General features: G+C 58.2%; 20 protein-coding genes, 4 tRNA genes and 1 rRNA gene. All 25 read right to left on the bottom strand.

Annotation, left to right across the window (positions count from 1 at the left end):
• Nucleotides 1-2: 2 nt before the first annotated feature.
• On the bottom strand, nt 3-302 hold the full coding sequence (gene rplW, locus C7A17_RS14240) for a 50S ribosomal protein L23 (protein ID WP_003463306.1): 300 nt from the start codon (nt 300-302) through the stop codon (nt 3-5).
• Nucleotides 299-901, bottom strand: coding sequence for a 50S ribosomal protein L4 (gene rplD, locus C7A17_RS14235; RefSeq protein WP_106738642.1), 603 nt, complete (start codon nt 899-901; stop codon nt 299-301). The genes rplW and rplD overlap by 4 nt, the downstream gene beginning before the upstream one ends.
• Before the next feature lie 14 nt (nt 902-915).
• Nucleotides 916-1,545, bottom strand: a complete 630-nt coding sequence (gene rplC, locus C7A17_RS14230; RefSeq protein WP_106738641.1) for a 50S ribosomal protein L3 — start codon at nt 1,543-1,545, stop codon at nt 916-918.
• 83 nt (nt 1,546-1,628) lie between these two features.
• Nucleotides 1,629-1,940 carry a 30S ribosomal protein S10 gene (gene rpsJ / locus C7A17_RS14225; protein WP_003243886.1) on the bottom strand — a complete coding sequence of 104 codons (312 nt, stop codon included), beginning with the start codon at nt 1,938-1,940 and terminating at the stop codon, nt 1,629-1,631.
• 155 nt (nt 1,941-2,095) lie between these two features.
• Nucleotides 2,096-3,289, bottom strand: a complete 1,194-nt coding sequence (gene tuf / locus C7A17_RS14220) for an elongation factor Tu (protein WP_106738633.1) — start codon at nt 3,287-3,289, stop codon at nt 2,096-2,098.
• 30 nt (nt 3,290-3,319) lie between these two features.
• Nucleotides 3,320-5,467, bottom strand: a complete 2,148-nt coding sequence (gene fusA, locus C7A17_RS14215; protein WP_106738640.1) for an elongation factor G — start codon at nt 5,465-5,467, stop codon at nt 3,320-3,322.
• A 30-nt stretch (nt 5,468-5,497) separates the two neighbouring features.
• Nucleotides 5,498-5,968 (bottom strand): 30S ribosomal protein S7, encoded by a 471-nt coding sequence (rpsG, locus tag C7A17_RS14210; protein WP_009397350.1) that lies wholly within the window; start codon nt 5,966-5,968, stop codon nt 5,498-5,500.
• Between the two features lie 102 nt (nt 5,969-6,070).
• Entirely contained in the window at nt 6,071-6,442 is a 372-nt protein-coding gene (gene rpsL, locus C7A17_RS14205) for a 30S ribosomal protein S12 (RefSeq protein ID WP_004373429.1), read from the bottom strand.
• Between the two features lie 155 nt (nt 6,443-6,597).
• Nucleotides 6,598-10,797: a DNA-directed RNA polymerase subunit beta' gene (gene rpoC / locus C7A17_RS14200; protein WP_106738639.1), complete on the bottom strand. Its 4,200-nt coding sequence runs from the start codon at nt 10,795-10,797 to the stop codon at nt 6,598-6,600.
• Nucleotides 10,798-10,860: 63 nt separating this feature from the next.
• Nucleotides 10,861-14,934, bottom strand: a complete 4,074-nt coding sequence (gene rpoB, locus C7A17_RS14195; RefSeq protein WP_106738638.1) for a DNA-directed RNA polymerase subunit beta — start codon at nt 14,932-14,934, stop codon at nt 10,861-10,863.
• A gap of 221 nt (nt 14,935-15,155) precedes the next feature.
• Nucleotides 15,156-15,524, bottom strand: coding sequence for a 50S ribosomal protein L7/L12 (gene rplL / locus C7A17_RS14190; protein ID WP_106738637.1), 369 nt, complete (start codon nt 15,522-15,524; stop codon nt 15,156-15,158).
• A gap of 80 nt (nt 15,525-15,604) precedes the next feature.
• On the bottom strand, nt 15,605-16,105 hold the full coding sequence (rplJ, locus tag C7A17_RS14185) for a 50S ribosomal protein L10 (protein ID WP_106738636.1): 501 nt from the start codon (nt 16,103-16,105) through the stop codon (nt 15,605-15,607).
• 211 nt (nt 16,106-16,316) lie between these two features.
• Nucleotides 16,317-17,012 carry a 50S ribosomal protein L1 gene (rplA, locus tag C7A17_RS14180; RefSeq protein WP_106738635.1) on the bottom strand — a complete coding sequence of 232 codons (696 nt, stop codon included), beginning with the start codon at nt 17,010-17,012 and terminating at the stop codon, nt 16,317-16,319.
• Entirely contained in the window at nt 17,012-17,443 is a 432-nt protein-coding gene (gene rplK / locus C7A17_RS14175; RefSeq protein ID WP_004373444.1) for a 50S ribosomal protein L11, read from the bottom strand. Before rplK ends, rplA begins: the two co-directional genes overlap by 1 nt.
• A gap of 118 nt (nt 17,444-17,561) precedes the next feature.
• On the bottom strand, nt 17,562-18,095 hold the full coding sequence (nusG, locus tag C7A17_RS14170) for a transcription termination/antitermination protein NusG (RefSeq protein ID WP_004373446.1): 534 nt from the start codon (nt 18,093-18,095) through the stop codon (nt 17,562-17,564).
• A gap of 9 nt (nt 18,096-18,104) precedes the next feature.
• Nucleotides 18,105-18,473: a preprotein translocase subunit SecE gene (gene secE / locus C7A17_RS14165; protein ID WP_106738634.1), complete on the bottom strand. Its 369-nt coding sequence runs from the start codon at nt 18,471-18,473 to the stop codon at nt 18,105-18,107.
• Nucleotides 18,474-18,515: 42 nt separating this feature from the next.
• Nucleotides 18,516-18,591, bottom strand: a tRNA-Trp gene (locus tag C7A17_RS14160).
• A gap of 53 nt (nt 18,592-18,644) precedes the next feature.
• Nucleotides 18,645-19,838, bottom strand: a complete 1,194-nt coding sequence (gene tuf, locus C7A17_RS14155; RefSeq protein WP_106738633.1) for an elongation factor Tu — start codon at nt 19,836-19,838, stop codon at nt 18,645-18,647.
• An 84-nt stretch (nt 19,839-19,922) separates the two neighbouring features.
• Nucleotides 19,923-19,998 (bottom strand) — tRNA-Thr (locus C7A17_RS14150).
• 26 nt (nt 19,999-20,024) lie between these two features.
• Nucleotides 20,025-20,098, bottom strand: a tRNA-Gly gene (locus C7A17_RS14145).
• Between the two features lie 24 nt (nt 20,099-20,122).
• Nucleotides 20,123-20,207, bottom strand: a tRNA-Tyr gene (locus tag C7A17_RS14140).
• A gap of 142 nt (nt 20,208-20,349) precedes the next feature.
• Nucleotides 20,350-21,042 (bottom strand): sporulation protein, encoded by a 693-nt coding sequence (locus C7A17_RS14135; RefSeq protein WP_106738632.1) that lies wholly within the window; start codon nt 21,040-21,042, stop codon nt 20,350-20,352.
• A gap of 7 nt (nt 21,043-21,049) precedes the next feature.
• Nucleotides 21,050-21,799, bottom strand: a complete 750-nt coding sequence (locus C7A17_RS14130) for a pantothenate kinase (RefSeq protein WP_106738631.1) — start codon at nt 21,797-21,799, stop codon at nt 21,050-21,052.
• Nucleotides 21,789-22,754, bottom strand: a complete 966-nt coding sequence (gene birA / locus C7A17_RS14125) for a bifunctional biotin--[acetyl-CoA-carboxylase] ligase/biotin operon repressor BirA (RefSeq protein ID WP_106738630.1) — start codon at nt 22,752-22,754, stop codon at nt 21,789-21,791. The genes C7A17_RS14130 and birA overlap by 11 nt, the downstream gene beginning before the upstream one ends.
• 331 nt (nt 22,755-23,085) lie before the next feature.
• Nucleotides 23,086-23,201, bottom strand: a 5S ribosomal RNA gene (gene rrf / locus C7A17_RS14120).
• Between the last annotated feature and the right edge of the window lie 37 nt (nt 23,202-23,238).

Genomic DNA, 23,238 nt, shown 5'->3' with positions numbered 1-23,238 from the left:
CCTTACTCAGCACTGCTGGTGAAATCGAGTTCTTGGCCCGGCTGAAGGGAGATAACTGCCTTCTTCCAGTCGTTACGCTTGCCCAGACCGCGAGCGGTGCGCTTGCTCTTACCCAGAACGTTCTGAGTAGTAACGCGCTCAACCTTCACGCCGAACAGGCCTTCGACAGCCTTCTTGATTTCCAGCTTGGTCGCATCGGTAGCGACTTTGAAAACGAACTGACCTTGCTTGTCAGCCAGAACCGTGGCCTTCTCGGAGATGTGCGGGCCAAGCAGCACTTTGAATACGCGTTCCTGGTTCATCCCAGCAGCTCCTCGAATTTCTTCACGGCCGAAACGGTGACCAGCACCTTTTCGTACGCGATCAGGCTGACCGGATCGGAACCCTGAACGTCACGTACGTCGACGTGCGGCAGGTTGCGGGCAGCCAGGTACAGGTTCTCATCAACGGCATCGGAAACGATCAGCACGTCGCTCAGGCCCAGGCCATTGAGTTTGGCCAGCAGAGTCTTGGTCTTCGGCGCATCAACGGCGAAGTCTTCGACTACGACCAGACGGTCAGTACGAACCAGCTCAGCAAGGATGGAGCGCAGAGCTGCGCGATACATCTTCTTGTTCAGCTTTTGGTCATGGTTGCGGGTGGACGCTGCGAAGGTCACACCACCGCCACGCCAGATCGGACCACGGGTGGTACCAGCACGAGCACGACCAGTGCCCTTCTGACGCCACGGGCGCTTGCCGCCACCGGAAACGTCGGAACGGGACTTCTGACCTTTGGTGCCTTGGCGGCCGCCAGCCATGTAGGCCACGACTGCTTGGTGAACCAGAGTCTCGTTGAACTCGCCACCGAAGGTCGCTTCGGACACTTCGATCGCCTGAGCGCCATTTACATTCAATTGCATCTCAGATTCTCCCCTTACGCCTTGGCAGCCGGACGAACGATAACGTCGCCGCCAGTAGCGCCAGGAACGGCACCCTTGACCAGCAGCAGATTACGCTCGGCGTCTACGCGCACGACTTCCAGGGACTGCACGGTAACGCGCTCAGCACCCATGTGGCCGGACATCTTCTTGCCCTTGAATACGCGACCCGGGGTCTGGCACTGGCCAATGGAACCCGGAACACGGTGGGACACGGAGTTGCCGTGAGTGTTGTCCTGGCCGCGGAAGTTCCAACGCTTGATGGTACCGGCGAAGCCTTTACCTTTGGACTGACCGGTCACGTCGACCAGTTGACCAGCTTGGAAAATTTCAGCGTTGATCAGATCACCAGCCTGGTAGTCGCCTTCTTCAAGACGGAACTCCAGAACGGTACGACCTGCCGCGACGTTCGCCTTGGCGAAGTGGCCAGCTTGAGCCTTGCTGACACGGGAGGCACGACGCTCACCGACAGTGACTTGCACTGCACGATAGCCATCCGACTCCTCGTTTTTGAACTGGGTGACGCGATTCGGCTCGATCTCGATGACCGTAACCGGAATGGAGACACCTTCTTCGGTGAAAATGCGGGTCATGCCGCACTTACGACCGACTACACCAATAGTCATGTTGTAAACCTCATGAGTGTACGGGGCTTTCACCCGCTATGGCCGCCCATTTCAGAGCGTTACACGACTAAAACCGCCAGGTTTTAGCCGAGGCTGATCTGCACTTCCACGCCTGCCGCAAGGTCGAGCTTCATCAGCGCGTCAACGGTTTTATCCGTCGGCTGGACGATGTCCAGAACACGCTTATGAGTGCGGATTTCGTACTGATCACGCGCGTCTTTGTTGACGTGCGGAGAGATCAGAACGGTGTACCGCTCCTTACGAGTAGGCAGAGGAATCGGACCACGCACCTGAGCACCAGTACGTTTCGCGGTTTCCACGATTTCCTGGGTAGATTGATCGATCAGGCGATGGTCAAAAGCCTTCAACCGAATACGGATTTGTTGGTTTTGCATTTTGACCTCAGATTCCAAGCTGCTAATCCCCACAGACGGACTACGCCCGCTCAAGGGAGGCGCAATTGTACGGATGCCCCCTAGGGGTGTCAACTTTTAACCAGTTCAAAAGAAAAGGGCCCCGAAGGGCCCTTTTCCATACCGCAGATCGTTGATTACTCGACGATCTTGGCAACCACGCCAGCACCAACGGTACGACCACCTTCGCGAATTGCGAAGCGCAGGCCGTCTTCCATGGCGATCGGCTTGATCAGGGTGACAACCATTTTGATGTTGTCGCCCGGCATTACCATCTCAACGCCTTCCGGCAGTTCGCACGAACCGGTCACGTCAGTGGTACGGAAGTAGAACTGAGGACGGTAGCCTTTGAAGAACGGGGTGTGACGACCACCTTCTTCTTTGGACAGAACGTACACTTCAGCTTCGAACTTGGTGTGCGGCTTGATGGTGCCCGGCTTGGCCAGAACCTGACCACGCTCGACTTCATCACGCTTGGTGCCGCGCAGCAGAACGCCACAGTTCTCACCAGCACGACCTTCGTCCAGCAGCTTGCGGAACATCTCAACGCCGGTGCAGGTGGTTTTGGTGGTCGGACGCAGACCAACGATTTCGATTTCTTCCTGGATCTTGACGATACCGCGCTCTACACGACCGGTAACTACAGTACCGCGGCCGGAGATCGAGAATACGTCTTCGATCGGCATCAGGAACGGACGATCAATGGCACGAACCGGCTCAGGAATGTAGCTGTCCAGAGTCTCAACCAGCTTCTTGACGGCAGTAGTGCCCAGCTCGTTGTCGTCTTCGCCGTTCAGAGCCATCAGCGCGGAGCCGATGATGATCGGAGTGTCGTCACCCGGGAAATCGTAGGTGCTCAGCAGGTCGCGAACTTCCATCTCGACCAGCTCCAGCAGCTCAGCGTCGTCAACCATGTCAGCCTTGTTCAGGAAGACAACGATGTACGGTACGCCAACCTGACGGGACAGCAGGATGTGCTCACGGGTTTGCGGCATCGGACCATCGGCAGCCGAGCAGACCAGGATCGCGCCGTCCATCTGGGCAGCACCGGTGATCATGTTCTTCACGTAGTCGGCGTGACCCGGGCAGTCAACGTGCGCGTAGTGACGAATGTTGGAATCGTACTCTACGTGTGCAGTGTTGATGGTGATACCACGAGCCTTCTCTTCCGGAGCGCTATCGATCTTGTCGAAGTCGACCTTGGCCGAACCGAAAACTTCGGAGCAGACGCGGGTCAGAGCAGCGGTCAGAGTGGTTTTACCGTGGTCAACGTGACCGATGGTGCCTACGTTGACGTGCGGTTTGTTACGTTCGAATTTTTCCTTAGCCACGACAGTAAACCTCTTACTTAAAGGGCGGGATTAGCCTTGTTTTTTAACCAGCGCTTCGACGATGTTCGCCGGAGCTTCTGCGTACTTGGAGAATTCCATGGAGTAGCTAGCGCGACCCTGGGACATGGAACGAACGTCGGTAGCGTAACCAAACATCTCGCCCAGCGGAACTTCGGCACGGATAACCTTACCGGACACCGAATCTTCCATACCCTGGATCAGACCACGACGACGGTTCAGGTCACCCATCACGTCCCCCATGTAGTCTTCAGGAGTCACCACTTCTACCTTCATGATCGGCTCAAGCACCTTACCACCACCCTTCTGGGCCAGTTGCTTGGTCGCCATGGAGGCAGCGATTTTGAACGCCATCTCGTTGGAGTCGACGTCGTGGTAGGAACCATCGAATACGGTCGCCTTCAGGCCGATCAGCGGATAGCCGGCGACGACGCCGTTCTTCATCTGCTCTTCGATACCCTTCTGGATCGCCGGGATGTATTCCTTCGGAACCACACCACCAACAACTTCGTTGGTGAACACCAGACCTTCGGTGATGTTGCCCTTGTCGTCCACGTCCGGAGTCGAGAAACGAATCCAGCAGTGACCGAACTGACCGCGACCACCGGACTGACGAACGAACTTGCCTTCGATCTCGACAGCGTCCTTGGTAATGGTTTCACGGTAGGAAACCTGCGGCTTACCGATGTTGGCTTCGACGTTGAACTCGCGCTTCATGCGGTCAACGAGGATGTCCAGGTGCAGCTCACCCATACCGGAGATGATGGTCTGACCAGTTTCTTCGTCGGTCTTGACGCGGAACGACGGGTCTTCCTGAGCGAGCTTGCCCAGCGCGATACCCATCTTCTCCTGGTCGGCCTTGGTCTTCGGCTCTACTGCTACCGAGATGACCGGCTCCGGGAAATCCATACGCTCGAGGATGATCTGCTTGTCCGGATCACACAGGGTCTCACCAGTGGTGACGTCCTTCATGCCGATCAGAGCAGCGATGTCGCCAGCGCGCACTTCTTTGATCTCTTCACGCTGGTTGGCGTGCATCTGCACCATACGACCAACGCGCTCTTTCTTGCCTTTCACGGAGTTGATGACCGACTGGCCAGACTCCAGAACGCCCGAATAAACGCGGACGAAGGTCAGCGTACCAACGAACGGGTCGGTAGCGATCTTGAACGCCAGAGCCGAGAACGGCTCGTTGTCGTCAGCGTGACGCTCGTCGTAGTCAGCCTCTTCGATCTGATCTTTCGGCTTGTCGGCCAGATCCGGGTGAATACCCTTGATCGCAGGGATCTCGGTCGGAGCAGGCAGGAAGTCGATAACGGCATCGAGAACCAGCGGAACACCCTTGTTCTTGAAGGACGAACCACAGACAGCCGGAACGATCTCGCTAGCCAGAGTGCGCAGGCGCAGGCCAGCTTTGATTTCCTCGACGGAGAGGTCGCCCTCTTCGAGGTACTTGTTCATCAGCTCTTCATTGGCTTCGGCAGCAGCCTCAACCATGTTGGAGCGCCACTCGTTAGCCAGGTCTACCAGCTCGGCAGGAATTTCTTCCTCACGGTAGGTAGTGCCTTTGTCGTCTTCGTTCCAGTAGATGGCCTTCATCTTGATCAGGTCGACCTGACCTTCGAAGTTCTCTTCTGCACCGATAGCGATCTGAATTGGAACCGGAGTGTGACCCAGACGGTTCTTGATCTGACCGACGACACGCAGGAAGTTGGCACCGGCACGGTCCATCTTGTTCACGTAGACGATACGTGGAACACCGTACTTATTGGCCTGACGCCATACTGTTTCGGACTGCGGCTCAACGCCCGAAGTACCACAGAACACCACGACAGCACCGTCGAGTACGCGCAGCGAACGCTCTACTTCGATGGTGAAGTCAACGTGACCAGGGGTATCGATGACGTTTACACGGTAGTTGTCGTACTGACCAACCGAACCTTTCCAGAAGGTGGTAATGGCAGCAGACGTGATGGTAATACCACGCTCCTGCTCCTGAACCATCCAGTCGGTGGTCGCGGCGCCATCATGCACCTCGCCCATCTTGTGGCTCAGGCCTGTGTAGAACAGGATCCGCTCAGTAGTGGTGGTCTTGCCCGCATCAACGTGGGCACAGATACCGATGTTACGGTAGCGGTTAATTGCTGTATTACGAGCCATAAAGCCCTCGCAAGGTTAGTGGAGCCGGAATTAGAAGCGGTAGTGCGAGAAAGCCTTGTTGGCCTCAGCCATACGGTGCACGTCTTCACGCTTCTTGACAGCAGCGCCTTTGCCTTCAGCAGCATCCAACAGCTCACCAGCCAGACGCAGAGCCATGGACTTCTCACCGCGCTTGCGCGCGAAGTCCACCAGCCAACGCATAGCCAGGGCGTTACGACGGGACGGACGAACTTCGACCGGAACCTGGTAGGTAGCACCGCCTACACGGCGGGACTTGACTTCGACCAGCGGAGCGATGGCGTCGAGAGCTTTCTCGAAGATTTCCAGGGGATCGCTGTTCTTGCGTGCTTTGACAGTGTCCAGAGCACCGTAAACGATGCGCTCAGCCACGGCCTTCTTGCCGCTTTCCATCACGTGGTTCATGAATTTGGCGAGAATCTGACTTCCGTACTTCGGATCGTCCAGAATCTCACGCTTTGCTGCTACACGACGTCTTGGCATGATAAGCCCTCAAACGGTCTTCAGGTTAGCCCGGGACTGACGGCAAAACCGTGCCCGACCTTACTCTTATCGACTCAACTAAATATAAAGATTCAAGCGGCCTTATTTCGGACGCTTGGTACCGTACTTGGAACGACCTTGCTTACGGTCTTTGACGCCGGAGGTATCCAGCGAACCACGCACGGTGTGGTAGCGCACACCCGGAAGGTCTTTTACACGACCGCCACGGATCAGCACGACGCTGTGCTCTTGCAGGTTGTGGCCTTCACCACCGATGTACGAAGAAACTTCGTAACCATTGGTCAGACGCACGCGGCACACTTTACGCAGTGCCGAGTTAGGTTTCTTCGGCGTGGTGGTGTACACGCGGGTGCACACGCCACGACGCTGCGGGCAGTTCTGCAGCGCAGGCACGTCGGATTTCTCGACGATGCGCTTACGCGGCTGACGTACCAGCTGGTTGATAGTTGCCATCTACTAGCTCCACTGTTGTCTTTCGACGCTATTTACCTACACACAAATAAATTTGGCAGAGCCAAGCCCTGCCAAATTTAGGGGTGCATGAGTCTAAAGAGACCCGCGCCCCCAGTCAAGGCAAAGCCCCGCTAGCGAACTAGCGAGGCTTCGACTCAATTTCCGCTGGAGTTCAGCGCTTCGGTCAGTGCGGCTTCCACTTCACTGGCGCTGACACGTACCGGCTTGTCGGCTTCACGACGACGCTTGCGCTCGCTGTGGTAGGCCAGGCCGGTACCAGCCGGGATCAGACGACCCACGACCACGTTTTCTTTCAGACCGCGCAGGTAGTCGCGCTTGCCGGTTACCGCCGCTTCGGTCAGTACGCGGGTAGTTTCCTGGAAGGAAGCCGCGGAGATGAACGACTCGGTGGACAGCGAGGCCTTGGTGATACCCAGCAGTACACGGGTGTACTTGGCGACGAACTTGTCCTCTTCGGCCAGACGCTCGTTCTCCCCCAGAACCTGGGTGAGTTCCATCTGATCGCCTTTGATGAAGGACGAATCACCCGACTCACTCACTTCGACCTTACGCAGCATTTGCCGCAGGATGGTCTCGATGTGCTTGTCGTTGATCTTCACGCCCTGCAGACGGTAAACGTCCTGGATCTCGTTGACGATGTACTTCGCCAGCGCGCTCACACCCAGCAGACGCAGGATATCGTGCGGATCGCTCGGGCCGTCGGAGATGACTTCGCCGCGGTTCACTTGTTCGCCTTCGAAGACGTTCAGGTGACGCCACTTCGGAATCAGCTCCTCGTACGGATCGCTGCCATCGGTCGGGGTGATGACCAAACGACGCTTGCCCTTGGTCTCCTTGCCGAACGAGATGGTGCCGCTGATTTCCGCCAGGATCGAAGCTTCCTTCGGACGACGAGCTTCGAACAGATCGGCAACGCGCGGCAGACCACCAGTGATGTCGCGAGTCTTCGAGGTTTCCTGCGGGATACGGGCGATAACGTCACCGACCGCGATCTGCGCACCGTCCGCCACGCCGACCAGGGCGTTGGCAGGCAGGAAGTACTGGGCGGGAACGTCGGTACCCGGCAGCAGCAGTTCCTTGCCGTTGGCGTCGACCATCTTGATGGCCGGACGGATGTCCTTGCCAGCAGCCGGACGATCCTTCGGATCGAGAACTTCGATGTTGGTCAGGCCGGTCAGTTCGTCGGTCTGACGCTTGATAGTGATGCCCTCTTCCATCCCGACGAAGGTCACAATACCCTTCATTTCGGTCACGATCGGGTGGGTGTGCGGATCCCACTTGGCGACGATGGCGCCAGCGTCAACCTTGTCACCTTCCTTCACCGAAATCACGGCGCCGTACGGCAGCTTGTAGCGCTCACGCTCACGACCGAACTCGTCAGCCACAGCCAGCTCGCCGGAGCGGGAAACCGCTACCAGATTGCCGTCGACGCGCTCGACGTGCTTGAGGTTGTGCAGACGGATCGCACCACCGTTCTTCACCTGGACGCTGTCGGCAGCCGAAGTACGGCTTGCAGCACCACCGATGTGGAAGGTACGCATGGTCAGCTGGGTACCCGGCTCACCGATGGACTGGGCAGCGATAACGCCGACCGCCTCACCGATGTTGACGCGGTGACCACGGGCCAGATCGCGGCCATAGCACTTGGCGCAGATACCGTAGCGGGTTTCGCAGGTGATCGGCGAACGCACGACCACTTCGTCGACGCTGTTCAGCTCGATGAACTCGACCCACTGCTCGTCGATCAGGGTACCGGCCGGAACGATGACGTCCTCGGTGCCCGGCTTGAACACGTCCTTGGCGATAACACGGCCGAGTACGCGCTCACCCAGCGGCTCGACCACATCGCCGCCTTCGATGTGCGGAGTCATCAGCAGACCGTGCTCGGTACCGCAGTCGATCTCGGTCACCACCAGATCCTGCGCCACGTCGACCAGACGACGAGTCAGGTAACCGGAGTTCGCGGTCTTCAGTGCGGTATCCGCCAGACCTTTACGAGCACCGTGGGTGGAGATGAAGTACTGCAGAACCGACAGACCTTCGCGGAAGTTCGCGGTGATCGGCGTCTCGATGATGGAGCCGTCCGGCTTGGCCATCAGACCACGCATACCGGCCAGCTGACGGATCTGGGCGGCGCTACCACGCGCACCGGAGTCCGCCATCATGTACATGGAGTTGAAGGACTCCTGCTCGACGGTCTTGCCTTCGCGATCGACAACCGGCTCTTTCGAGAGGTTGGCCATCATCGCCTTGGAGACTTCATCGTTGGCCTTCGACCAGAGGTCGATCACCTTGTTGTACTTCTCGCCCTGGGTAACCAGGCCGGAGGCGTACTGCGATTCGATCTCCTTCACTTCCTCGGTGGCGGCGTCGATGATGCGCGCCTTCTCGTCCGGGATGACGAAGTCGTTCACGCCGATCGACACACCGGAGATGGTCGAGTAGGCGAAACCGGTGTACATCAGCTGGTCGGCGAAGATCACGGTGTCCTTCAGACCCACGGTGCGGTAGCACTGGTTGATCAGCTTGGAGATCGCCTTCTTCTTCATCGACTGGTTGACCACGTCGTAGGACAGGCCAGCCGGTACGATCTGGAACAGCAGCGCACGGCCGACAGTGGTGTCGACGATGCGGGTGTTCTTGGTGATCGAACCATCTTTCTCTTTGATGGTTTCGTTGATACGCACTTTCACACGGGCGTGCAGGGACGCTTCGCCGGCGCGGAATACGCGGTCGACTTCCTGCAGGTCGGCGAATACGCGACCTTCGCCTTTGGCGTTCACCGCTTCACGGGTCATGTAGTACAGACCCAGTACCACGTCCTGCGACGGCACGATGATTGGCTCACCGTTGGCGGGCGACAGGATGTTGTTGGTCGACATCATCAGCGCGCGCGCTTCGAGCTGGGCTTCCAGCGTCAGCGGCACATGAACGGCCATCTGGTCACCGTCGAAGTCGGCGTTGTACGCGGCGCAGACCAGCGGGTGCAGCTGGATCGCTTTACCTTCGATCAGTACCGGCTCGAACGCCTGGATGCCCAGACGGTGCAGGGTCGGTGCACGGTTGAGCAGTACGGGGTGTTCGCGAATCACTTCAGCGAGAACGTCCCACACTTCCGGCAGCTCACGCTCGACCATCTTCTTGGCAGCCTTGATGGTGGTCGCCAGACCACGCATTTCCAGCTTGCCGAAAATGAACGGCTTGAACAGCTCGAGGGCCATCTTCTTCGGCAGACCGCACTGGTGCAGACGCAGGGTCGGGCCTACGGTAATAACGGAACGACCGGAGTAGTCCACGCGCTTACCGAGCAGGTTCTGACGGAAGCGACCTTGCTTACCTTTGATCATGTCGGCCAGCGACTTCAGCGGACGCTTGTTCGAGCCAGTGATGGCGCGACCGCGACGGCCGTTGTCGAGCAGGGCGTCAACCGCTTCCTGCAGCATGCGCTTTTCGTTGCGCACGATGATGTCCGGCGCCGACAGGTCGAGCAGGCGCTTCAGACGGTTGTTACGGTTGATGACGCGGCGGTACAGGTCGTTCAGGTCGGAGGTCGCGAAGCGGCCACCGTCCAGCGGTACCAGCGGACGCAGATCCGGCGGCAGAACCGGCAGAACGGTCAGCACCATCCACTCTGGCAGGTTGCCGGAGTCCTTGAAGGCTTCCATCAGCTTCAGGCGCTTGGACAACTTCTTGATCTTGGTCTCGGAGTTGGTCTGCGGAATCTCTTCACGCAGGCGGCCGATCTCGTGATCCAGGTCGATGGCGTGCAGCAGCTCGCGAACGGCCTCGGCGCCCATGCGCGCGTCGAAGTCATCACCGAACTCTTCGAGGGCTTCGAAGTACTGCTCGTCGTTCAGCAGCTGGCCCTTCTCCAGGGTGGTCATGCCCGGATCGATCACGACGTAGCTCTCGAAATAGAGCACGCGCTCGATATCACGCAGGGTCATGTCCATCAGCAGGCCGATACGGGACGGCAGCGACTTCAGGAACCAGATGTGGGCGACCGGCGAGGCCAGTTCGATGTGCGCCATGCGCTCACGACGAACCTTGGCCAGGGCCACTTCAACGCCGCACTTCTCGCAGATCACACCGCGGTGCTTGAGGCGCTTGTACTTGCCGCACAGGCACTCGTAGTCCTTGACCGGGCCAAAGATCTTGGCGCAGAACAAGCCGTCGCGCTCTGGCTTGAAGGTACGGTAGTTGATGGTTTCCGGCTTTTTAACTTCACCGAACGACCACGAACGGATCATCTCAGGCGAGGCCAACCCAATACGGATGGCGTCGAACTCTTCGATCTGACCCTGGTTTTTCAGCAAATTCAGTAGGTCTTTCAAGGCCTTTCCTCCTGGCGGAGCGGGCAGCGAGCTGGACGAGCCCCGCTGCCGATTCACGTCGTGTTATTCGGTTTCCAGATCGATATCGATGCCGAGCGAACGGATCTCTTTGATCAGTACGTTGAAGGACTCGGGCATGCCCGGCTCCATACGGTGATCGCCATCCACGATGTTCTTGTACATCTTGGTACGGCCGTTCACGTCGTCCGACTTCACGGTCAGCATTTCCTGCAGGGTGTAGGCGGCGCCATAGGCTTCCAGTGCCCAGACCTCCATCTCCCCGAAACGCTGACCACCGAACTGCGCCTTACCACCCAGCGGCTGCTGGGTAACCAGGCTGTAGGAACCAGTGGAACGGGCGTGCATCTTGTCGTCCACCAGGTGGTTCAGTTTGAGCATGTACATGTAGCCGACGGTGGTCGGACGCTCGAACTGGTTACCGGTACGACCGTCGAACAGGCGCATCTGGCCGCTCTCAGGCAGATCAGCCAACTTCAGCATGGCCTTGATCTCGGTTTCCTTGGCGCCGTCGAACACGGCAGTTGCCATCGGTACACCGCCCTTGAGGTTCTTCGCCAGCTCGAGGATCTCGGTATCGGAGAACTCGTCGAGGTTTTCCTGACGGCCACCGATCTCGTTGTATATCTCAGCGAGGAACTTGCGCAGTTCGGCGATCTTGCGCTGCTCTTCGAGCATGCGGTTGATCTTCTCGCCCAAGCCCTTGGCCGCAAGGCCCAGGTGGGTTTCAAGAATCTGACCGACGTTCATACGCGACGGAACGCCCAGCGGGTTCAGTACGATGTCCACCGGCGTACCGTTGGCGTCGTGCGGCATGTCTTCGACCGGCATGATCACCGAGACCACACCCTTGTTACCGTGACGACCGGCCATCTTGTCACCCGGCTGGATGCGACGGCGGATGGCCAGGTAGACCTTGACGATCTTCAGTACGCCCGGAGCCAGGTCATCGCCCTGCTGCAGCTTGCGCTTCTTGTCTTCGAACTTGTCGTCGAGCAGCTGACGGCGGTCGGAGATGTAAGCCTGGGCCTTCTCCAGTTGCTCGTTCAGGGCGTCGTCGGCCATGCGCAGTTTGAACCACTGGCCACGCTCGAGACCGTCGAGGAACTCGTCGGTGATCGCAGTGCCTTTCTTCAGGCCAGCGCCGCCTTCGGCGATCGCGCCAACCAGAGCGGAACGCAGACGCTCGAAAGTCGCGCCTTCGACGATGCGGAACTCTTCGTTCAGATCCTTGCGGATCTCGTCCAGTTGCATCTTCTCGATCGACAGAGCACGGCTATCGCGCTCGACGCCATCACGGGTGAAGACCTGCACGTCGATGACGGTGCCCTTGGTGCCGGTCGGCACACGCAGGGAGGTGTCCTTAACGTCGGACGCCTTCTCACCGAAGATCGCACGCAGCAGCTTCTCTTCCGGAGTCAGTTGGGTCTCGCCCTTCGGCGTGACCTTGCCGACCAGGATGTCGCCTGGGCCGACTTCGGCGCCGACGTAGACGATACCGGCTTCGTCCAGCTTGTTCAGGGCAGCTTCGCCAACGTTCGGAATATCGGAGGAGATTTCCTCTGGGCCGAGCTTGGTATCACGCGCCACACAGGTCAGTTCCTGGATGTGGATAGTGGTGAAGCGGTCTTCCTGGACCACGCGTTCGGACAGACAGATGGAGTCTTCGAAGTTGAAGCCGTTCCACGGCATGAACGCAACGCGCATGTTCTGACCCAGAGCCAGCTCACCCATATCAGTGGACGGGCCGTCAGCCATGATGTCGCTGCGAGCAACCTTGTCACCCTTGCTCACCAGCGGACGCTGGTTGATGCAGGTGTTCTGGTTGGAGCGGGTGTACTTGGTCAGGTTGTAGATGTCGACACCGGCTTCGCCAGTTTCGACTTCATCATCGTTGACGCGAACCACGATACGGCTGGCGTCGACCGAGTCGATCACACCACCACGACGTGCCACGACGCAGACGCCGGAGTCACGGGCGACGTTGCGCTCCATGCCGGTACCTACCAGCGGCTTGTCAGCGCGCAGGGTCGGTACAGCCTGACGCTGCATGTTCGAACCCATCAGTGCACGGTTGGCGTCGTCGTGCTCGAGGAACGGAATCAGCGAGGCGGCCACCGAGACTACCTGCTTCGGCGAAACGTCCATCAGGGTGACGTCTTCCGGCGCCTTGACGGTGAACTCGTTGAGGTGACGCACGGCAACCAGTTCGTCGATCAGCTGACCCTTGTCGTTCAGGGTCGCGGACGCCTGAGCGATCACGTGGTCGGCTTCTTCGATAGCGGACAGGAACACGATCTCGTCGGTGACCTGGCCTTCCTTGACCACGCGGTACGGGCTCTCCAGGAAACCGTACTGGTTGGTGCGGGCATAGGCCGCCAGCGAGTTGATCAGACCGATGTTCGGACCTTCCGGCGTTTCGATCGGGCACACACGGCCATAGTGGGTCGGGTGTACGTCGCGGACTTCGAAGCCTGCGCGCTCACGGGTCAGACCGCCTGGGCCGAGCGCAGAAACACGGCGCTTGTGGGTGATCTCGGAGAGCGGGTTGTTCTGATCCATGAACTGCGAGAGCTGGCTGGAACCGAAGAACTCCTTCACCGCCGCCGCAACCGGCTTGGCGTTGATCAGGTCTTGCGGCATCAGGCCTTCGCTTTCGGCCATCGACAAACGCTCTTTGACCGCACGCTCAACACGTACCAGACCCACGCGGAACTGGTTCTCGGCCATCTCGCCGACGCAACGTACGCGACGGTTACCCAGGTGGTCGATGTCGTCGACGATGCCTTTACCGTTACGAATGTCGACCAGAGTCTTCAGCACGGCAACGATGTCTTCGCGGCTCAGCACGCCCGAACCTTCGATCTCGGTACGACCGATACGACGGTTGAACTTCATGCGGCCAACGGCGGACAGGTCGTAACGCTCGGCACTGAAGAACAGGTTGTTGAACAGGGTCTCGGCAGCATCCTTGGTTGGCGGCTCGCCAGGACGCATCATGCGGTAGATCTCGACCAGCGCCTCGAGCTGATTGGTGGTGCTGTCGATCTTCAGCGTGTCGCTGATGAACGGGCCACAATCGATATCGTTGGTGTACAGGGTCTCGAAACGGACGACCTGAGCCTTGGCCATCTTGACCAGCAGATCGGCGGTCAGCTCGGTGTTGCACTCGGCAATGATTTCACCGGTAGCCGGGTGCACGATCGCCTTGGCAGTGGTGCGGCCAATGACGTAGTCGAGCGGAACTTCCAGCTCTTTGATACCAGCCTTGTCCAGCTGGTTGATATGACGGGCAGTGATACGACGACCCTGCTCGACGATGACCTTACCGCTGTCATCCTTGATGTCGAGCACGGCGACTTCACCGCGCAGACGCTGGGGAACCAGCTCCAGGTTCAGGCTCTCGCCCTTCACGTGGAAGACGTTGGTGTCATAGAAGGCATCCAGCACTTCTTCAGTGCTGTAGCCCAGCGCGCGCAGCAGGACGGAAGCCGGCAGTTTGCGGCGACGGTCGATACGTACGAACACCGCATCTTTCGGATCGAACTCGAAGTCCAGCCAGGAGCCGCGGTAAGGAATGATGCGAGCGGAGTACAGCAGCTTGCCCGAGCTGTGGGTCTTGCCACGGTCGTGATCGAAGAACACACCTGGCGAACGATGCAGCTGGGACACGATGACGCGCTCGGTACCGTTGATGACGAAGGTACCGTTCTCGGTCATGAGCGGAATTTCGCCCATGTACACTTCTTGCTCTTTGATGTCCTTGATCGCTTTGTTCGACGATTCTTTGTCGAAAATGATCAGGCGCACTTTCACGCGTAGCGGCACGGCGAAGGTCACGCCACGCAGGACGCACTCCTTGACGTCGAACGCCGGCTCGCCCAGGCGATAGCCGACGTACTCCAGGGCGGCGTTGCCGGAGTAGCTGATGATCGGGAATACCGATTTGAAGGCCGCGTGCAGGCCGATGTCGCGGAACTGTTCCTTGCTCACCCCTTGCTGCAGGAATTCGCGGTACGAATCCAGCTGGATGGCCAGGAGGTAAGGCACATCCATGACATCCGGCAACTTGCTAAAGTCCTTGCGGATACGTTTTTTCTCAGTGTATGAGTAAGCCATCAGCGTTCCCCAGCTTGGTCACCTGCTTGTTTGGTCAGCGCCGGCGGCGGTGACCAGAAAATCGTGCAAACCCTAGGTTTGCGACCGTCTCGACGGACGGGTTTTTCCTGCTCCAGGCCGGCTGACGAACAGCCAACCTAGAACGGAAAAAGGCCGGTGGCATAAGCCACCAGCCATCAGCCTTACGCGAATCGCTCGGGCTGTAGACGCAAGGTACGAACTTACTTGAGCTCGACCTTGGCGCCAGCTTCTTCCAGTGCCTTCTTGGCAGCTTCGGCTTCTTCTTTCGAAACGCCTTCTTTGACCACGCCCGGGGCGCCGTCAACAACAGCCTTGGCTTCTTTCAGACCCAGACCGGTCAGCTCGCGAACGGCTTTGATCACGTTCACTTTCTTGTCGCCAGCTTCAGCCAGGACGATGGTGAACTCGGTCTGCTCTTCAGCAGCAGCAGCGGCAACAGCCGGGCCAGCGGCAACAGCAGCAGCAGCGGTAACGCCGAAGGTTTCTTCCATCGCTTTGATCAGCTCAACGATTTCCACAACGGATTTCTGGCCGATCGCTTCGATGATTTGCTCGTTAGTCAGAGACATGACTATCAATTCCTGTATTGGGGTGACGGCCTACGCGACCATCAAATTAAACGTTTGATTTCGAAAGTGCTCACGCCGCCTTAGGCAGCAGCAGCTTCTTTCTGGTCGCGAATAGCTGCCAGGGTGCGGGCGAGCTTGCTGGTGGCGCCTTGAATAACGCTCATCAGCTGCGCGATGCCCTCATCACGGGTCGGCAGAGTTGCCAGTACGTCGATCTGGTTTGCTGCGAGGAACTTGCCCTCGAACGCAGCTGCCTTGATCTCGAACTTGTCCTGACCCTTGGCGAATTCCTTGAAGATACGAGCAGCAGCGCCCGGATGTTCGTTGGAGAACGCGATCAGGGTCGGGCCTTTGAACACGTCGTTGAGCACGTCAAACTGAGTGCCTTCAACAGCGCGCTTGAGCAGGGTGTTACGCACGACTTTCACGTACACACCAGCCGCTCGGGCCTCTTTACGGAGTCCGGTCATTGCGCCGACAGTCACGCCACGGGCATCAGCCACGACAGCGGACAGACCGGCTTTGGCAGCCTCGTTGACTTCAGCGACGATGGCCTTCTTGTCTTCGAGTTTAATTGCCACGGGTTTACTCCTGGTTTTTACCGTTTCGCCGGGCCGAAGCTCGGCGGCGTTTTGGTGTCTGATTCGGTAACGAATCGGGAGCACCATCTGCGTAGGCCATCAGGCGAACCTGACATTTAAAACGCTAGTCACCTACGGTCTTGGATAGCCCCCGCCAGGCAGGGACCCCAATCTTTCATGGCTGGCGGCGCAGGCCGCCAGCCGAACTTCATTACGCTTCGAGCGAAGCCTGATCGATGATCAGACCAGGACCCATGGTGGTGCTCAGGGTCACGCGCTTGACGTAGATACCTTTCGAAGTCGACGGCTTCAGACGCTTCAGGTCGGACAGCAGGGCTTCCACGTTCTGCTTCAGCGCAGCGGCTTCGAAGCCGACCTTGCCAACGGAGGTGTGGATGATGCCGTTCTTGTCGGTACGGAAACGTACCTGACCAGCCTTGGCGTTCTTGACAGCGGTGGCGACGTCCGGAGTAACGGTACCGACTTTCGGGTTCGGCATCAGGCCGCGCGGGCCGAGAACCTGACCCAGCTGACCGACGACACGCATGGCGTCCGGGGAAGCGATGACCACGTCATAGTTCAGGTCGCCAGCTTTCATTTCGGCAGCCAGATCGTCCATGCCGACTTTGTCTGCACCGGCAGCCAGGGCAGCTTCAGCGCCCGGGCCTTGGGTGAAGACGGCAACGCGAACGCTTTTACCGGTGCCATTCGGCAGAACGGTAGCGCCACGAACGACCTGGTCGGATTTACGCGGATCAACGCCCAGGTTCACAGCGATGTCGAAAGACTCGGTGAACTTGACAGCGGACAGCTCAGCCAGCAGGCCGGCAGCTTCTTCGAAGGAGTAAGCCTTGCCGGCTTCAACCTTGGCCGCGATGGCCTTTTGGCGCTTGGTCAACTTAGCCATTACACACCCTCCACGTTCAGGCCCATGCTACGCGCGGAGCCGGCGATGGTACGCACGGCCGCATCCAGGTCAGCGGCAGTCAGATCGGCCTGCTTGGTCTTGGCGATCTCTTCCAGCTGAGCACGGGTAACGGTGCCAACTTTGACGGTGTTCGGACGAGCGGAGCCGCTGGTCAGGCCTGCAGCCTTCTTCAGCAGTACCGATGCCGGGGTGCTCTTGGTTTCAAAGGTGAAGCTACGGTCGCTGTAAACGGTGATGATCACAGGAGTCGGCAGACCAGGTTCCATGCCCTGAGTCTTGGCGTTGAACGCCTTGCAGAATTCCATGATATTAACACCGTGCTGACCCAGTGCCGGACCAACGGGCGGCGAAGGGTTTGCCTGACCGGCTTTAACCTGCAGCTTGATATAAGCCTGAATTTTCTTAGCCATTAGCTACTCCAATTTCGGGTTCGAACGCCTGACGGCTCCCCGGGTTACTTACGCATTTATCCCAGTGACGACAAAACCCCGCAGCCTGCGGCTGCGGGGTCAGGGATGCTTATGTCAGTTATGCCTTCTCGACCTGACTGAACTCCAGCTCGACCGGGGTTGAGCGACCGAAGATGGTCACAGCAACCTGGATACGGCTCTTCTCGTAATTCACTTCTTCGACCACACCACCGAAATCGGCGAACGGGCCATCGACAACACGAACCATCTCGCCCGGCTCGAACAGCGTCTTCGGCTTGGGCTTGTCGCCGCTATCAGCGACACGACGCAAGATGGCTTCGGCTTCTTTCTCAGTGATAGGCGCCGGCTTGTCTGCCGTACCACCGATGAAGCCCATGACGCGCGGCGTATCCTTGATCAAGTGCCAAGTCGCCTCGTTCATCTCCATCTGCACCAGGACGTAGCCGGGGAAGAACTTGCGCTCACTCTTGCGCTTCTGACCATTGCGCATCTCGACCACCTCTTCAGTGGGAACGAGAATCTCGCCAAAGTCATCTTCCATACCAGCCAGCTTGACGCGCTCGATCAGCGAGCGCATGACATGCTTCTCGTAACCCGAGTATGCATGCACGACGTACCAACGCTTAGCCACGAGACACCCTTAACCAACAATCAGGGAAACAAGCAAACCGAGCAGGGAATCAAGCCCCCACAACAGCAGCGCCATCACCAGAACCACAGCAACCACGATCAACGTAGTCTGAGTAGTCTCCTGGCGGGTCGGCCAAACAACTTTACGAATCTCGACACGCGCCTCTTTCAACAACACCGCGAAAGCCTGACCACGCGCCGTCTGCAGGGCAACCACACCCGCAACAGCAGCCAATACAACCAGACCGAGAACGCGATAAAGAATCGACTCAGCGGAGAAGTACTGATTACCGACCACACCCACCACAACCAGGGCAGCGACAATCAGCCACTTAACCAGATCAAAGCGAGAGTCTTTGGCTTCAGCCTTAACATTCATTCGAGAGGATCCTGTGAAAGACACGCCAGATTCGTTAGAAAATGGCAGGTCAGGAGGGAATCGAACCCCCAACCTGCGGTTTTGGAGACCGCCGCTCTGCCAATTGAGCTACTGACCTAAAGCAAAATCAGGCCGACCATTATGCCGGCCCGAGAGGAACAGATCAACCGATTACTCGACGATCTTGGCAACCACGCCGGCACCAACGGTACGACCACCTTCGCGAATTGCGAAGCGCAGGCCGTCTTCCATGGCGATCGGCTTGATCAGGGTGACAACCATTTTGATGTTGTCGCCCGGCATTACCATCTCAACGCCTTCCGGCAGTTCGCACGAACCGGTCACGTCAGTGGTACGGAAGTAGAACTGAGGACGGTAGCCTTTGAAGAACGGGGTGTGACGACCACCTTCTTCTTTGGACAGAACGTACACTTCAGCTTCGAACTTGGTGTGCGGCTTGATGGTGCCCGGCTTGGCCAGAACCTGACCACGCTCGACCTCATCACGCTTGGTGCCGCGCAGCAGCACGCCGCAGTTCTCACCAGCACGACCTTCATCCAGCAGCTTGCGGAACATCTCAACGCCGGTGCAGGTGGTTTTGGTGGTCGGACGCAGACCAACGATTTCGATTTCTTCCTGGATCTTGACGATACCGCGCTCTACACGACCGGTAACTACAGTACCGCGGCCGGAGATCGAGAATACGTCTTCGATCGGCATCAGGAACGGGCGATCAATGGCACGAACCGGCTCAGGAATGTAGCTGTCCAGAGTCTCAACCAGCTTCTTGACGGCAGTGGTGCCCAGCTCGTTGTCGTCTTCGCCGTTCAGAGCCATCAGCGCGGAGCCGATGATGATCGGAGTGTCGTCACCCGGGAAATCGTAGGTGCTCAGCAGGTCGCGAACTTCCATCTCGACCAGCTCCAGCAGCTCAGCGTCGTCAACCATGTCAGCCTTGTTCAGGAAGACAACGATGTACGGTACGCCAACCTGACGGGACAGCAGGATGTGCTCACGGGTTTGCGGCATCGGACCATCGGCAGCCGAGCAGACCAGGATCGCGCCGTCCATCTGGGCAGCACCGGTGATCATGTTCTTCACGTAGTCGGCGTGACCCGGGCAGTCAACGTGCGCGTAGTGACGAATGTTGGAATCGTACTCTACGTGTGCAGTGTTGATGGTGATACCACGAGCCTTCTCTTCCGGAGCGCTATCGATCTTGTCGAAGTCGACCTTGGCCGAACCGAAAACTTCGGAGCAGACACGGGTCAGAGCAGCGGTCAGAGTGGTTTTACCGTGGTCAACGTGACCGATGGTGCCTACGTTGACGTGCGGTTTGTTACGTTCGAATTTCTCTTTAGCCATCTTGACCGTCTCCTAGCGAAGAATTGAGCAAGCCATGCCGCCATTAAAACAAAGGCAGATACTTTCATATCTGCCTTCATTAGATGGAGCTCATGAGCGGACTTGAACCGCTGACCTCACCCTTACCAAGGGTGTGCTCTACCAACTGAGCTACATGAGCCAAACTCTTTTGCACAAACAACAAACTGGAGCGGGTAGCGGGAATCGAACCCGCATCATCAGCTTGGAAGGCTGAGGTTCTACCACTGAACTATACCCGCGGAGCTTGCAGCTCACGCTGAATCTGGTGGAGGGGGAAGGATTCGAACCTTCGAAGTCGATGACGTCAGATTTACAGTCTGATCCCTTTGGCCGCTCGGGAACCCCTCCAAAGTGAGGCGGCATTTTCTAGATCTGCCACCCTGCTGTCAAGCATTTTCTCATTTAAAATCGTGAGGTTAGCTACCTTGACAACATCTTTACAGGGAACCAACTTTGACCACCCTGCGAAGCGGGCGCCATTCTATGCAAACTACTGGGGCAATGCAACGCCTTCACAAGGCATTAATTGATGCTGCAGCCCAGCGAAATCACCCGCCAGTTTCCCAAGTAGATATTCATCAGCCAGTCGCCTGCTTTCCGGCGCCACGCGCACCCAGAAACTGCGATGCGCGCGAGACAACTCACGCATTTGGGGCTCATAACCGACCTCTCGCAAACGCTGCATGACACTTCCCGCCGAATCACTACGCGGAAAGATGCCAAGCGAAATACCGTTGGCCAACTCACCTTGGGTAATGATGTAGCTGTCGATACGTCGAGCCTGCAACTCACGCAACTGCCGCAACGACGCCTGCCGAGAAGCGAGCGGCGGCAGATAAACCCAGAACTCGACCCCCGCCGCTGCATCGATACTGCGCACATCAGCTCGTATGTCCAGACTCAGTAGGCGTTGCTCTACCACCTCTGCCTGCGTCTGCCCATCGAAGCCCCCAAGGAAAAGACACACAGCAGCCTCAGGAGGAGAGTTCTCGGCAGGAGTGGACGAGAACGAAGGCGCCCGAACAGGCGGCGACCCAGCCTCGCTCAACAAACGGATGTCCTTTCGCGCAGCCTGGTAAGCGGTCGCCGGCTCGACCTCCTTGGCACGTAGAGGCGCTTGCTGCTGATGCCAGACGTAATAAAAGGCATTCAGCAATATGAGCAGTAGCAGGATCCAACGCATGCTCACCTCAACCTAAAGGACAGGCAATTGCCAGCCCAACAAAGACCAGATCCGGAACGACCTGAGCACCAGGAGCAACATCTCGCACCAGATCGGCATCCCCCCCCGTCAGGAACACCTCGAACCCATCAGGAAAGCGCGCGCGCGCCTGAAGCAGTTGCTGCTCGACGAACCCCCTGAGCATCAATAGGCAGCCACGCTCTACAGCTTCCGCAGTGGAACGCCCCGGCTCAAGCTCCTGCAGCGCGGCTAGTGCAACCTGGCGGTCGTAGCGGATGCGCCGCGTATGCGTACTCAACTGGTCACGCATCAGCGGAAGCCCCGGGCAAATGAAGCCACCAAGATGAGCGCCGTCAGCAGAAACGAAGTCAGCCGTCACCGCAGTTCCCAGATCCACCACCAAGCAAGCCCGCTGCCCCAGATGATAAGCACCCAGCACCGCCAGCCAACGATCCAAACCCAGGCGCTGAAAGTCCTCGTAACCATTACGAACCGCACCGACCTGAATGGCTGACTGAGCAGAGACCGCCTCTACCCCCAAAGACCCACGCAAGCGATCTATCAGCTGCTCGGTTTCCACATCGCTACGCACACTTACCAATCGGCAATGAGTAATCGACAGCGCGGAAGAATGGGCAAGCGCCTCGAACAAACTGGAATCGGTGTCAACGACACCCGCCGCCGAGCGCTCACGCCCATCGATGGAGATAACGCGCCACTTGATAAAGCTGTTACCGCAGTCGAGCTCAAGAATCATTTCGCAGCCTCAAGCTCAACTCACCGCCACTGAAAGAACGCTCACAACCATCGACCTGAAGGCGAATAGCCCCTCGCTGATCCACACCAAGCACGACACCCAAGGTGGCCCCCTGCCCCGCCGTCAATGCAACGGGTTTTCCACGCCAAACGTGCAGCGCTTCCCACTCATCGCGCAACCCAGCAAAGCCATCCCGCCAATGAGTGGCGAAATAGGCACGCAATTGACGCAATAGCTCGCCAGCCAACTGATTGCGATCCATAGCCTTACCCGAGCATTGGCGTACGGACGTCCATGGCTGATCGATCACAGCCGAGGCATCGACCAGCATGTTCACATTGATACCCACGCCAACCACGACATGGCAGACATCCGCCGGATCACCAGCAAGCTCCAGCAATATTCCGGATATCTTGTGACCATCGACTAGAACGTCATTCGGCCACTTCAAACCCGCCGCAGACAGACCACAAGCCTGTAACGCACGAGCCACCGCCAGACCGACAGTAAGACTTAGCGCCTCGACCTGGCTCATGCCGCCATCGACACGCACCACGACACTGCAATAGAGGTTCTCTGCAAATGGACTCGACCATGCACGCCCCCGCCGCCCCCGCCCAGCCGTCTGACGCTCGGCGAGCAGAACAAAAGGCGCACGGACACCGGCGTCGAGACGACGAAATATCTCAGCATTGGTAGAGTCAAGACTCGACTCGACAAATACAGGCCAATCCACCTGGCCCGAGTTAAGCCGAATCTGCTCCGCATCCAGCAGCTTCATAGGCGCCGCGAGCCGATAGCCACGACCCGGAACCTTGAATATCTCGATCCCGAGCTCACTCTCCAGACCTTGTAGCTGCTTCCAGACGGCACTACGACTGACTCCCAGCGCGGCCCCCAGGGCCTCACCAGAATGGAATCGACCATCCTGCAGAAGTTTCAACAATGCCAGCATGCCAGGCCCCACTACGAACAAGGCTGGCATGATAACGACGAGCCCATTACTTGCATAGAAAACACAAGTTCCGGCCTAGTCATTCGGACAGGCTTTTCCTAGGATTGCCCTATCGCCAGCGAACCCTGCGGCAACTGATTCCATCCCCAACGCCCAAAGGCCACCTGACGGTGGCCTTTTCGTTGCGGCACGATCCCCGTAGGGTGCGCCGCGCGCAGCGGCCTGTCGGCGTGATTGGCGGTGCGCGCAGCGCACCCCACGCGAAGCGCTATTTTCCTTGCCACAAAGAAGAAACCCCAGACCGCTAGGCGATCTGGGGTTTCGTATAGGAGCTTGACGATGACCTACTCTCACATGGTGAAGCACCACACTACCATCGGCGATGCGTCGTTTCACTACTGAGTTCGGGATGGGATCAGGTGGTTCCAACGCTCTATGGTCGTCAAGCAATTTGTTGCTGTCTCGGGTTTAACCGTTACAGCGA

Origin of the sequence: Pseudomonas mendocina (genome assembly GCF_003008615.1) — a bacterium.
Classification (GTDB): domain Bacteria; phylum Pseudomonadota; class Gammaproteobacteria; order Pseudomonadales; family Pseudomonadaceae; genus Aquipseudomonas; species Aquipseudomonas mendocina_C.
This window is presented reverse-complemented; position numbering and strand designations above follow the sequence as displayed.

Coding starts and splice junctions, on each gene's coding strand:
- rplW (WP_003463306.1), bottom strand. CDS start 302: ATGAACCAGGAACGCGTATTCAAAGTGCTGCTTGGCCCGCACATCTCC.
- rplD (WP_106738642.1), bottom strand. CDS start 901: ATGCAATTGAATGTAAATGGCGCTCAGGCGATCGAAGTGTCCGAAGCG.
- rplC (WP_106738641.1), bottom strand. CDS start 1,545: ATGACTATTGGTGTAGTCGGTCGTAAGTGCGGCATGACCCGCATTTTC.
- rpsJ (WP_003243886.1), bottom strand. CDS start 1,940: ATGCAAAACCAACAAATCCGTATTCGGTTGAAGGCTTTTGACCATCGC.
- fusA (WP_106738640.1), bottom strand. CDS start 5,467: ATGGCTCGTAATACAGCAATTAACCGCTACCGTAACATCGGTATCTGT.
- rpsG (WP_009397350.1), bottom strand. CDS start 5,968: ATGCCAAGACGTCGTGTAGCAGCAAAGCGTGAGATTCTGGACGATCCG.
- rpsL (WP_004373429.1), bottom strand. CDS start 6,442: ATGGCAACTATCAACCAGCTGGTACGTCAGCCGCGTAAGCGCATCGTC.
- rpoB (WP_106738638.1), bottom strand. CDS start 14,934: ATGGCTTACTCATACACTGAGAAAAAACGTATCCGCAAGGACTTTAGC.
- rplL (WP_106738637.1), bottom strand. CDS start 15,524: ATGTCTCTGACTAACGAGCAAATCATCGAAGCGATCGGCCAGAAATCC.
- rplA (WP_106738635.1), bottom strand. CDS start 17,012: ATGGCTAAGTTGACCAAGCGCCAAAAGGCCATCGCGGCCAAGGTTGAA.
- rplK (WP_004373444.1), bottom strand. CDS start 17,443: ATGGCTAAGAAAATTCAGGCTTATATCAAGCTGCAGGTTAAAGCCGGT.
- secE (WP_106738634.1), bottom strand. CDS start 18,473: ATGAATGTTAAGGCTGAAGCCAAAGACTCTCGCTTTGATCTGGTTAAG.
- tuf (WP_106738633.1), bottom strand. CDS start 19,838: ATGGCTAAAGAGAAATTCGAACGTAACAAACCGCACGTCAACGTAGGC.
- C7A17_RS14135 (WP_106738632.1), bottom strand. CDS start 21,042: ATGCGTTGGATCCTGCTACTGCTCATATTGCTGAATGCCTTTTATTAC.
- C7A17_RS14130 (WP_106738631.1), bottom strand. CDS start 21,799: ATGATTCTTGAGCTCGACTGCGGTAACAGCTTTATCAAGTGGCGCGTT.
- birA (WP_106738630.1), bottom strand. CDS start 22,754: ATGCTGGCATTGTTGAAACTTCTGCAGGATGGTCGATTCCATTCTGGT.